7 protein-coding genes are annotated in these 12,618 nt (G+C 38.5%); 1 reads left to right on the top strand and 6 read right to left on the bottom strand.

The features are described from left to right. Position 1: 1 nt before the first annotated feature. The 5 genes from eno to A9G23_RS02890 all read right to left on the bottom strand — a co-directional run bounded on the left by eno (position 2) and on the right by A9G23_RS02890 (position 6,613). Positions 2-1,303: a phosphopyruvate hydratase gene (gene eno, locus A9G23_RS02910; protein ID WP_065586194.1), complete on the bottom strand. Its 1,302-nt coding sequence runs from the start codon at positions 1,301-1,303 to the stop codon at positions 2-4. Positions 1,304-1,351: 48 nt separating this feature from the next. Beyond that, positions 1,352-2,989: a glutamine hydrolyzing CTP synthase gene (gene pyrG, locus A9G23_RS02905; protein WP_065586193.1), complete on the bottom strand. Its 1,638-nt coding sequence runs from the start codon at positions 2,987-2,989 to the stop codon at positions 1,352-1,354. Positions 2,990-3,535: 546 nt separating this feature from the next. After that, positions 3,536-3,823 (bottom strand): TonB-dependent receptor domain-containing protein, encoded by a 288-nt coding sequence (locus A9G23_RS02900; RefSeq protein WP_065586192.1) that lies wholly within the window; start codon positions 3,821-3,823, stop codon positions 3,536-3,538. Positions 3,824-4,000: 177 nt separating this feature from the next. Further along, on the bottom strand, positions 4,001-5,482 hold the full coding sequence (locus tag A9G23_RS02895) for a TonB-dependent receptor (RefSeq protein WP_065586191.1): 1,482 nt from the start codon (positions 5,480-5,482) through the stop codon (positions 4,001-4,003). 49 nt (positions 5,483-5,531) lie between these two features. After that, a protein-coding gene (locus tag A9G23_RS02890) for an IS3 family transposase (protein WP_442899759.1) occupies positions 5,532-6,613 on the bottom strand; the annotation gives its coding sequence in 2 pieces (ribosomal slippage) (positions 5,532-6,367 and positions 6,367-6,613; 1,083 coding nt in all). Positions 6,614-6,690: 77 nt separating this feature from the next. On the opposite strand from A9G23_RS02890, the gene purL reads away from it, so the two are divergent. Beyond that, positions 6,691-10,551, top strand: coding sequence for a phosphoribosylformylglycinamidine synthase (gene purL, locus A9G23_RS02880; RefSeq protein ID WP_065586189.1), 3,861 nt, complete (start codon positions 6,691-6,693; stop codon positions 10,549-10,551). A gap of 232 nt (positions 10,552-10,783) precedes the next feature. Here the strand turns inward: purL and A9G23_RS02875 are convergent, their stop codons facing one another. Further along, positions 10,784-11,869 carry a 3-deoxy-7-phosphoheptulonate synthase gene (locus A9G23_RS02875; protein WP_065586188.1) on the bottom strand — a complete coding sequence of 362 codons (1,086 nt, stop codon included), beginning with the start codon at positions 11,867-11,869 and terminating at the stop codon, positions 10,784-10,786. Positions 11,870-12,618 lie beyond the last annotated feature (749 nt).

The following is a 12,618-nucleotide window of genomic DNA, read 5'->3' as shown; positions in this document are numbered from 1 at the left end:
ATTATTGACCTTTAACTTCTTTTAAACCGTTGAATGGCGCTTTTGAACCTAAAGCTTCTTCAATACGGATCAATTGGTTGTATTTAGCAACACGGTCAGAACGGCTCATTGAACCTGTTTTGATTTGCCCCGCCGCTAAACCTACAGCTAAATCAGCAATTGTTGAATCTTCGGTTTCACCACTACGGTGAGAGATAACTGCTGTATAACCTGCATCTTTCGCCATTTTAACCGCAGCAATAGACTCGGTTAATGTACCGATTTGGTTTACTTTAACTAAAATAGAGTTAGCGATACCTTTTTCAATACCTTGTTTGAAGATTTTAGTATTGGTTACAAATAGATCATCACCGACTAATTGGATTTTGTGACCTAGAGCTTTAGTTTGGTATGCCCAACCTTCCCAATCACTTTCATCTAAACCATCTTCGATTGATACGATTGGATATTGTTCAGTTAAACCTTCTAAGTAGTGAGTAAATTCTTGCGCAGTGAATTCTTTATTACCCTCACCTTTTAATACGTATTTACCTGTTTCTTTGTTATAGAATTCAGAAGCTGCACAGTCCATCGCTAAAGTAATGTCTTTACCTAATACATAACCAGCTTTTTCTACTGCTTCTTTAATGCAAGCTAATGCTTCAGCATTTGAATCTAAGTTAGGCGCAAAACCACCTTCGTCACCCACTGCAGTATTCATGCCTTTAGCGTGTAATACTTTAGCTAAGTTGTGGAATACTTCAGAACCCATGCGGATTGCTTCACGTACTGTTTTAGCACCAACCGGTTGAATCATAAATTCTTGTAAGTCAATGTTGTTATCAGCGTGTTCACCACCGTTGATGATGTTCATCATTGGTAATGGCATCGAGTATTGACCTGGCGTACCATTAAGGTCAGCAATGTGTTGATAAAGAGGAACACCTTTAGCTGCCGCAGCTGCTTTAGCCGTTGCTAAAGATACAGCAAGAATTGAGTTAGCACCTAAGTTAGATTTGAAATCAGTGCCATCTAAATCAAGCATGATTTGGTCGATAGTAGCTTGATCTAAAGCATCTTTACCAACAACTGCTTTTGCAATTGGACCATTTACGTTTTCAACTGCTTTTAATACGCCTTTACCTAAAAAGCGAGACTTGTCACCATCACGAAGTTCTAACGCTTCACGTGACCCCGTTGATGCCCCAGATGGCACGATTGCAAGGCCAACAAAACCTCCTTCTAAATGAACTTCGGCTTCAACAGTTGGATTACCACGAGAGTCGATGACTTCACGACCATGTACTTTAACGATTTTTGCCATGTTATTTTCCCTCTATATGACAGATATATTAATAATGTTAATTCAAAACTATTTTTGTTGCTGCTCTTGATAAGCTTTGGCAGCTTTAATAAAACTACTAAAGAGTGGATGTCCATCCCTTGGCGTTGAAGTGAATTCTGGATGGAACTGACACGCAACAAACCATGGATGATCTGGTATTTCGATGATCTCAACTAGCTTTCTATCCGTTGAAAGACCGGTGACCTTTAACCCAGCTTTAACCACTTCAGGTAATAAATTGTTGTTTACTTCGTAACGATGTCGATGACGTTCGGCAATCGATTCATTTTTATACATACCGTATACTAATGAATTTGGTTCTAAATGGCAAATCTGCGAACCTAAGCGCATTGTGCCCCCTAAGTCACTATTTTCATTGCGTTGTACTACATTTCCCGATTCGTCGCTCCATTCTGTAATTAAAGCAATGATTGGATTTGCACAATCTTTGACAAATTCGGTTGAATTAGCATCTTTAATACCTGCAACATTACGTGCATATTCGATCATAGCCACTTGTAAGCCAAGGCAAATACCTAAATATGGAATTTTATTTTCGCGCGCATAGCGAGCCGCCATGATTTTACCTTCAACGCCACGATAACCAAATCCACCTGGAATTAAGATCGCATCTAAACCTTGCAGTAAATCAGTTCCACGTGATTCAAGATCTTCTGAATCAATATAACGGATATGCACAGTTAAACGATTTTTCAATCCACCATGTTTTAACGCTTCATTAACTGATTTATAAGCATCTGGTAAGGCGATATATTTACCCACCATACCAATAGTCACTTCACCCACTGGGTTGGCTTCTTCGTAAATCACCTGTTCCCATTGCGATAAATCGGCTTCTTTACATTCAAGATTGAATCGTTTACAAACAAAAGTATCTAAGTTTTGTGATTTTAATAATGCAGGTATTTTATAAATAGAATCGACATCTTTCAGTGAAATAACTGCACGCTCAGGAACATTACAAAATAGTGCGATTTTAGCTCGTTCGTGTGCAGGAATAATGCGGTCGGAACGACAGATTAATACATCCGGTTGAATACCAATTGACAGTAACTCTTTTACTGAATGTTGCGTAGGTTTAGTTTTAACTTCGCCAGCAGATGCTAAATAAGGTACTAACGTTAAATGCATAAATAACGTGTGCTCACGCCCCACATCTACGGCTAACTGACGGATCGCTTCTAAAAATGGAAGTGATTCAATATCACCTACTGTGCCACCAATTTCAACAATCGCAACATCAAAACCTTTTGCCCCATCAATTACACGTGATTTAATTGCATTAGTGATATGAGGAATAACTTGAACTGTTGCTCCTAAATAATCACCACGGCGCTCTTTACGTAATACATCGGAATAAATGCGACCTGTAGTGAAGTTATTTTTTCGCGTCATTTTAGTGCGAATAAAACGTTCATAATGACCTAAATCCAGATCGGTTTCAGCACCATCTTCAGTCACAAACACTTCACCATGTTGAATAGGACTCATTGTACCCGGATCGACATTAATGTAGGGATCGAGCTTGAGCATGGTGACATTTAAATTGCGGGCTTCCAAGATTGCAGCGAGTGAGGCTGCGGCAATGCCTTTACCAAGAGAAGAAACGACACCGCCTGTAACAAAAATATAATTCGTGACCATTAATACCAGACCATTATTAATTTAATTAGAACAATATTGCATCGATTTTAAAGAATCAAAACCAATACAACATACAAGAATCAGACGGGAATGCAGTATAGCAGAATCCGCCTTGTCTCACAATTGAATAATTAGCTTTAACTAATTCTTTTAAAAGAGTGTCACCAAATTTATTCTTATGTTTTAAAATGGCCCTTTTTAATCAGCCTTGCTTATTATATCGGTAACAGCTTGTTAAACTTTTGAATTAGATTCTACACCTATCTGTGCATTTTTTGTATTTTATGTGATCTTAAAAAAACCGTTTGTTTTAACTTTAATATTAAAGAGGTAATTAGATAATTTTTATTGCATGATTATCATCGTCAACATTCGATATTAAATTTTCAGCCTCTTAACTAATATAAAAAACCCTATAAACATTTTTAATGTTTAACAAACTGAATTTATTAACAAAATACCGAAAAACAAGCTGAGTTATCTTGCCAATAATGACTTACCTCATTTTTAATGCTTAATTAATTCAGTACTTGTTTTTATATCACCTTACAGTCTATAACTAGCGGTCAACAAAAAGGCTCTAGGTGTACCCGGCATACTACTTGAACGCCAATACTCTTTACCCAGTAAATTAGTGAATGCTAAAGTTACATCAAAGTAGCGAGATTGATAACCAACCGCAGAATTCCATACGGTATAACCAGGGCGTTTAAATTCGTTCTTATCATCGTTATACATCGATCCTTTATAATTAAGTTCCACTTCAATAAACCAATTATCGTAAGGTAAATAACGAACGCTTAAATAACCACTATGCTTAGCCGTGTTAGGCAAATATTTGTTCTAATTGGCTGGTGTTTTTTTATCTTTATGGACTTTGGCTTGTTGATAACCAATACCGCTATTAATGTACCATTTTGATGCCAGCTGACCAATAGCGCTTAGCTCAATGCCTTGGCTACGATCGCTCCCTTTTACCTGCCAATTATAAGGATCATTAACGGCATCCGGCTAGTAACGGACATTATATAGTTCGAGATCATAAAGGGCGATTTGAGAGGAAAGTTTATCAGCTAGCCAATCGCTTTTAATTCCCACTTCATATTGACGCGAATATTGGGGTTTATCATCATAAACTGTTTTTGAGTTGGTCGAAATTGTAATAAGACCTCGACCTCCATAAGGTGCAAAATTTTTACTATAAGAAGCATAAAAACTCTGCGATTCCACAGGTTGCCAAATTAAACCAAATCGAGGACTTAACGAGTGCCCATCATATGAACGGTTTTGATGTTTTAATTTGTCATTTGATGCAAAATTATAATTATCGTAACGTAATCCTGCTAATAATTTCCATTGTGCTGTAAAACTAATTAAGTCTTGCCAATAAAATCCTTTCGATGTGGCTTTATGATTAGTTTTAGTATTCAATTTACTATAATGAGGCTTTTTGGAATGCCAATGCGGATGAAACGGATCAACCACCTCTGGATAAACGTTGGTTAAGGCTAATCTTGGTTGGCGCTTTTCAATGTTATATTCAATACCAATAAGCATATCATGAACAATACTTGCTGTATTAAATTTACCCATTAAATCAGCAGTGTTACTATATGTCTTATTAGCAGTTTCTTGCCAAGCTCGGCGAAATTGCAATTTACCTTGATGATGACAATCTTTACCATTATTCAGTTTGCCATTTAAATGACAATAATTACCTGCATAAATGTGATCAAAATTTTGAGACGCTTGACGGTATTGATTGGTTAATTTAATAGACCAGTCATGGTTGAATTCAAATCCCATGACAGAACGTAATGAACGATAATTATCTTTCACATAATCATTAGAATGAGCATAGGCCGTTTTAATCGATACGCCTTTAGGTAAATCATAATAAGCCGGTGTCCTATCAGGCTTACGCCACAAATTATCATGAGTATATTGAACTAACCAATTAAATCCATCTAAATTATCATAAAGTATACTTGGTGAGACCATTGTATCCCTTTGCTTAATGCCTTTACGAAAGCTTCTGTTTGATTGATGATCAACAGTCATTCGCATCGCAAGTTTATCATGTAAAACGTGATTGATATCCACCATACCGCCATACTTATCCCATGAACCGCTACGTAAGCTTAAAATCGAAGGCGAATCAAAATTAGCTTGTTTACTAATCATATTAATGATGCCACCACCCGACCCACGTCCATAAAGCACAGATGCCGGGCCTTTTAACACTTCAATCCGTTCTATGTTTGCGGTACTTTGCCTAACCTGTCCACTTGCACGAACACCATCACGATAAATATCACCAGAACTTGCTGAAAAACCACGGATTTTTATACCCTCATCTCTCATATCATAAGTTGTATCAACGCTTGGCAATTTATTGATTATCACATTGAGATCGTTTTGCCCGTAAATTTTTTGTTGCTCTAGGTTAACAGAATTAATCGTTTGAGGAATATCTTTGATATCAAAAGGCATTTTTGTTGCTGTAAATACCCCAAACTTAGTACAAGATTCAAGTAGAAAATCATGCTGTTTGTTTTAGTGTTTTATATTCGAGCGGTGTCATGTTATTTAATGCCTCATGCGGTCTTTCGGTGTTATAAATCGTTAACCATTCTTCGGTTATTCTCCTTGCTTGCGCTAAGTTGTTAAAAAGATATAAATCGAGTACTTCAGTACGATAGGTGCGATTAAATCGTTCAATGTACCCGTTTTGATATGGGCTACCGGGCTCTATATAATCAATGGCTATATCATGTGATTTAGCCCAGTTTATAAAGGTTTTTCCTGTAAATTCTGGTCCATTATCGACGCGTATTTTTAATGGATAGCCATGATATTCAGCCAGTTTATCTAAGTAACGGGTAACTCTCACTGCCGGTAAGCTTACTGCAATATCAATACCTAACGCCTCACGATTAAAGTCATCAATGACATTGAATGTCCTAAAGCGACGTTGATTACAGCTACTGTCACTCATAAAATCCATTGACCAACATTCACCTTGTTTATTAGGAACCAATAGCCTTTCTGGGCTTCGTGGAGGAATACGTTTTTTACGCTTTACCCTGAGATTAAGCTTTAATTCACAATACACCCGATATACCCGTTTATGATTCCATTTATAGCCGAGCTTTCTGATACGATTAAAGCATTTAGGAAAGCCCCAGCGTAAATGCCGGTCTGTGATAGCATTCAATACCGAAACAATCACCGAATCATCCTGTAACTTAGGTTGATAATAGTAAGCACAACGACTTAAGCCAACAATGGCACAACTCATAGCAATAGTAACCAAATGATTTTGTTGTAGTTGCTGTGCCCACGTTTTACGTGCCCCAGTTGGCACTAAAGCTTTTTTATGATTTCTTCCTGAAGCTGAGATTTTAAACTGAGCTCAGCAAACATCTGTTTAAGTTTACGGTTTTCGGCCTCCAGCTCCTTTAAACGTTTGATATCCGAGGTTTCCATACCACCGTATTTATCTCGCCATTTATAGAAAGTTGAATTCCCCATGCCATATTTACGGCAGAGTTCCTTGACAGGAATACCTGCTTCAGCTTCTTTTAAAATAGCGACGATTTGATGTTCAGTCATTTTTTTCATAATTAAATCCCCTTTACTTGTATCATAGAGAATTTTCTACTTTTTTGCTGTACTATTTTAGGGGATAGTTACATCGTATTAGTAAAATCCTATCTGTTTGTCGTGAAAAATCGATTCCTGTGATTAACCTGGATGCACAATATATTCATTTTGTTGATTTGACTGATAAATTGACGGATGAACAACGGTTAACGCTCGATAAATTATTGCAATATGGTCCTAAAACTGCACAAATAAATGTCATAGATAAATCCAGTAAACTACTCTTTTTAGTCACGCCTCGGGCTGGAACGATTTCACCATGGTCATCAAAGGCAACCGATATTGCGCATAATTGTGGATTAACACAGATTCGTCGCATTGAACGCGGTATTGCGTATTATGTCGAAACTCGTTCGCCTTTGACTCAAGTGCAGCAAGTCGCTTTTGAAGCGTTGATTCATGATCGCATGATGGAGACCGTGCTAACTGATTTTGACAAAGTTGAAAAGTTGTTTAAAGTTGACCTACCAGTGCCAATAACCATAATTGATTTATTGGGGCAAGGTCGTAAGGCTTTGGAACGGGCCAATCTTAAATTAGGTTTGGCATTAGCGCCTGATGAAATGGATTATTTAGTTGAAAATTTTGAAAAATTAAAACGAAATCCGACTGATATTGAACTTTATATGTTTGCACAAGCTAACTCTGAGCATTGTCGCCATAAGATTTTTAACGCTGATTGGATTATTGATGGTAAAAAACAGCCTAAATCACTGTTTAAGATGATCAAAAATACTTTTGAACACACCCCTGATTATGTTTCGTCCGCTTATAAAGATAATGCAGCGGTGATGGATGGGTCGAAAGTTGGGCGCTTTTTTGCGGATAATGAGAATAAAACCTACGGCTATCATCAAGAATATGCGGATATTTTAATGAAAGTTGAAACGCATAATCATCCAACTGCCATATCACCTTGGCCGGGTGCAGCAACGGGGAGTGGGGGTGAGATTCGTGATGAGGGTGCAACAGGGCGCGGGGCTAAACCTAAAGCTGGTTTAGTGGGTTTTTCGGTTTCTAACTTGCGGATCCCTAATTTTGAACAACCTTGGGAGCAAGATTTTGGTAAGCCTGATCGTATTGTCAGTGCGTTTGATATTATGATGGAGGGGCCTTTAGGGGGAGCAGCGTTTAATAATGAATTTGGTCGTCCGGCTTTATTGGGTTATTTTCGCACTTATGAAGAGCGAGTAAATAGCCATAATGGCGAAGAAGTGAGAGGTTATCATAAACCGATTATGTTAGCGGGTGGTATGGGTAATATATGTCGTGAACATATCCAAAAAGATGAGTTTCCTGCTGGCGCTAAGCTCATTGTGTTAGGTGGTCCAGCAATGAATATTGGTTTAGGCGGTGGCGCTGCTTCATCTATGACATCAGGTCAATCCGATGCAGATCTGGATTTTGCTTCTGTTCAGCGTGATAACCCTGAAATGGAGCGCCGTTGTCAAGAAGTTATCGATCGTTGCTGGCAACTAGGTGAAGATAACCCTATTTTGTTTATTCATGATGTGGGTGCTGGTGGGTTATCTAATGCGATGCCTGAGCTGGTTAGTGATGGTGGCTGTGGCGGTCAATTTGAGCTCCGAAAAATACTCAGCGATGAGCCGGGTATGTCCCCGTTAGAAATCTGGTGTAATGAATCGCAAGAGCGTTATGTTCTTGCCATCCATTCCAATAAATTGGCATTGTTTGATGAGCTTTGTCAGCGTGAACGAGCGCCTTATGCCGTTATTGGTGAGGCAACAGCAAATAAAGCGCTGTTTTTGCATGATGAGCATTTTAATAATAACCCGATAGACTTGCCACTGGATGTACTGCTTGGTAAAACGCCTAAAATGCAACGTGATGTAAAAACACATCAGGCGCATGGTGATAATTTTTCAACTGCTGATATTAATTTATATGATGCGGTCAAACGGGTTTTACACTTACCAACGGTTGCCGAAAAGACCTTTTTAATTACCATTGGTGATCGCTCTGTGACGGGGATGGTGGTGCGAGATCAAATGGTTGGCCCATGGCAAGTGCCAGTTGCTGATTGTGCGGTTACGACTGCAAGCTTAGATAGCTATTACGGAGAAGCTATGTCAATCGGTGAGCGTGCACCCGTTGCTTTGCTTAACTTTGCCGCCTCGGCAAGGCTTGCCGTTGGTGAGGCGATTACCAATATTGCCGCAACGAATATTGGCGATATCAAACGCATTAAGCTTTCAGCTAACTGGATGGCCGCTGCTGACCATCCGGGCGAAGATGCTGGGCTTTATCAGGCCGTTAAAGCAATAGGTGAAGATCTATGCCCAGCATTGGGACTTGCAATTCCGGTTGGTAAAGATTCGATGTCGATGAAAACCACATGGCAACAAGATGGTGAACAAAAAGCAGTGATATCGCCGTTATCATTGGTGATTTCGGCATTTGCGCGCGTTGAAGATGTGCGTAAAACCGTAACACCACAATTGCGTACCGATCAAGATAATACGTTATTGTTGGTTGATTTATCGAAAGGTCATCAAGCATTAGGGGCAACCGCACTTGCGCAAGTGTATCGTCATTTAGGCCAACAAACAGCGGATGTTCATGATCCTAAAGAGCTGCTTGCTTTTTATCAAGCCATTCAAGCTTTAGTCAGTCAAAATGTGTTGCTGGCTTATCATGATCGTTCCGATGGGGGGCTGTTTGTGACATTAGCCGAGATGGCTTTTGCTGGGCATTGTGGTGTTGATGTTGATATTTCTCAATTAGGCCAAGATGTGATTGCTTCGCTATTTAATGAGGAGCTTGGCGCTGTTATTCAAGTGGCCAATAGTTGTTTAGACGAGGTGAGGGCTTACTTTAAGCAGTTTGGCTTATCCCATGCGGTTCATGCTTTGGGTAGTGCTAAAGCAGGACAACAATTTATTGTGCGTAACAAATCTGCTGTGGTTTATAGTGAGTCGCGCTCAATGTTAAGAACATGGTGGGCCGAAACGACTTGGCAGATGCAACGTTTACGTGACAATCCTGAGTGTGCTGATCAAGAACACCAAGCGAAACAAAATAAAGATGATCCTGGCTTAAATGTGCACTTAACTTTCGACCCACAAACGGATATTGCTGCACCTTATATTGCGAAAGGTGCAAAACCTAAAGTGGCCATTTTGCGTGAACAAGGTGTTAACTCGCATGTCGAGATGGCCGCCGCATTCGATCGAGCTGGTTTTGAGGCCATCGATGTGCATATGACTGATTTACTCTCAGGTCGCATTACACTTAACCAATTTAGTACACTGGTTGCTTGCGGTGGCTTTTCTTATGGTGATGTGTTAGGCGCGGGAGAAGGTTGGGCTAAATCGATTTTATTTAACGAAAAGGTGCGTGATGAATTTGAACGATTTTTTCATCGCCAAGATACGTTATCGTTAGGGGTTTGTAACGGTTGTCAGATGATGTCAAACCTTAAGGATCTGATTCCAGGGGCTGATTTGTGGCCTCGTTTTGTGCGTAATTTGTCAGAACGTTTTGAAGCGCGCTTTAGCTTAGTGCAAATTCAATCAAGCCCTTCGTTGCTATTTACTGATATGGCGGGTTCGCATATGCCAATTGCGGTTTCACACGGCGAAGGGCGTGTTGAGGTTTGTGATGATACGCATCTAACTAATTTAGAAGCATCAGCATTAATAGCGGCATGTTATATTGACCATTATGGCAAAGTAACACAGCAGTACCCTGCCAATCCCAATGGTTCACCAAACGGTATTACTGCGGTGACATCTGAAGATGGGCGAGCAACTATTATGATGCCACATCCAGAAAGGGTATTTAGAACAGTTGCTAATTCATGGCATCCAGATAATTGGGGCGAAGATAGCCCATGGATGAGAATGTTCCGTAATGCTCGTAAGCAGTTAGGTTAACTAACCGATATATCGCTGGTACTATTGTTGGCGATATATTTATCTTCATTTATTTGTTAGGAAATAACTTGTCGTTTTCTTACAAGTAATAAATATTATTTGGGAAAAAATATCGATAAGATTACCGTATTAGCTATATTGAGGATAGGCTATATCTGAAAAGACAGTGTAGTTCATTGGGTGACTGTAGCAAAATCCTCCACCTTTTGAGGCGGAGGAAGATATCAAAAAATTACGCTTTAGGTGGTTGTTTTTGTCTTTCAGTTAGTGGTTTCGCTAACTGGCTATTCATTTTTTGCAACACTTGTTCAGTGGTTTGCCAATTGATACAAGCATCGGTCACTGACACACCATATTTAAAATTTTCTTGTGATTGTTCAGAAGATTGATTGCCTTCAAACAAGTTACTTTCAATCATCACGCCAATAATTGAATTATTACCAAGCTTAATTTGTTCAATAATTGCGTCGGCAACAATCGGTTGATTGCGATAATCTTTATTGGAATTAGCATGGCTACAGTCAATCATTAAGTTAGGTAATAATCCTGCTTTTTGCATTTGAATTTCACATAATGCGACATTTTCAGCATCAAAGTTAGGTGTTTTACCACCACGCAAAATAACATGACCATGTGGATTGCCCATTGTTTGTAAAACGGTCACTTGCCCTTGTTGATTAATGCCTACAAAACGATGAGGCATAGAGGCTGATTTCATGGCGTTAATGGCCACATCCAAACTACCATCTGTCCCATTTTTAAAACCGACAGGCATCGAAAGCCCTGAGGCCATTTCTCGATGAGTTTGTGACTCAGTGGTTCTTGCACCGATTGCAGACCAGCTAATTAAATCAGCGATATATTGTGGTGTATTGGGATCTAATGCTTCGGTTGCAATAGGTAAGCCCATTTCAGCAATATCGAGCAGTAATTTACGTGCTTTTTTTAGTCCATGTTCAATATCAAATGAGCTATCCATATGAGGATCGTTAATCAAACCTTTCCAACCAACAGTGGTTCTTGGTTTTTCAAAATAAACACGCATGACGATAAATAAGTGATCCTTAACTTCGTCTGAGAGTTTTTTTAATTTATGCGCATATTCAAGTGCTGCAATAGGATCATGAATAGAGCAAGGACCACAGACGATAAGTAATCGGTGATCTCGCCTTTCTAAAATATCCACAACAGTTTGACGAGATGAAGCTATTTGATTTTTTAAATCTTCAGAAAGAGGATAAAGCTGTTTAATTTCTTCGGGGGTGATTAACATGTGTTCGTCTCGGATTCGGACATTATTTAGGGTATCTTTTAACATTTTTATTTTCCTTGTTAAAATCATTTAAACTTTATATGTAAAATATTAATTACATAAACGTTTATTATGTAAACACAAAATTACATAATAGTAAATGAAATTTTAGCTGTTTATTAAATGATTCATTTTTATATTTTGTAATTTGATAAAAAGGTACTTGCAAAACGGGTATCTAAGCAAGCTAAATATAAAATTGTGTAATCAAATGTTTACATTTCGATAGGTTGCAGGAAAATACCGGGTTGTTTACACTTCATGATTAAAATAATTCGCTAACAGTGCATAAAGCGTTTTACTTGAAATCGCATTATATGGTTTAAACGTATTATAAAAGGTAATAAATCGCTTAACCTTTTATTTTCTATCTTTTGAATTGCTAACTATTGTTGATTATGCTACTTCTTCATAAATTTCCGTATCAGGTTTTCGGTCTTGCCATTTGTTTGTGGGCAGGCAGGCTTATTAAATTTTTGACCGACACAATTCATGTAGAAAATTACGCTGTCTGTTTTTAGTGTTTTATATTTAATAAATGGCATATTATTGAATGCCTCATGGGGTCTTTCGGTGTTATAAATGAAATGTTCTAAATAAAAGAGGTCAAATGTCACCCAAATAGGTTTTTTATCACGTTTAGCTTGGTATCTTAATTTATTTTCAATGGACTTTTGAACTTTAACCAGATGTTTAATGTCATAAATGATGGTTTCATAACGTTAGTTCTTACGGGTTAAAGGGACGAATAACCT

The sequence above is a fragment of the Gilliamella sp. App4-10 genome, assembly GCF_001690495.1.
GTDB lineage: Bacteria > Pseudomonadota > Gammaproteobacteria > Enterobacterales > Orbaceae > Gilliamella > Gilliamella apicola_G.
Note: the sequence above shows the minus strand (reverse complement) of the source record. Positions and strands in the feature narration are given on the sequence as shown.

What these genes read in the sequence shown, in the direction of transcription:
- A9G23_RS02875 (WP_065586188.1), bottom strand. Translation starts at nt 11,869, where the DNA reads ATGTTAAAAGATACCCTAAATAATGTCCGAATCCGAGACGAACACATG.
- A9G23_RS02895 (WP_065586191.1), bottom strand. Translation starts at nt 5,482, where the DNA reads ATGCCTTTTGATATCAAAGATATTCCTCAAACGATTAATTCTGTTAAC.
- pyrG (WP_065586193.1), bottom strand. Translation starts at nt 2,989, where the DNA reads ATGGTCACGAATTATATTTTTGTTACAGGCGGTGTCGTTTCTTCTCTT.
- eno (WP_065586194.1), bottom strand. Translation starts at nt 1,303, where the DNA reads ATGGCAAAAATCGTTAAAGTACATGGTCGTGAAGTCATCGACTCTCGT.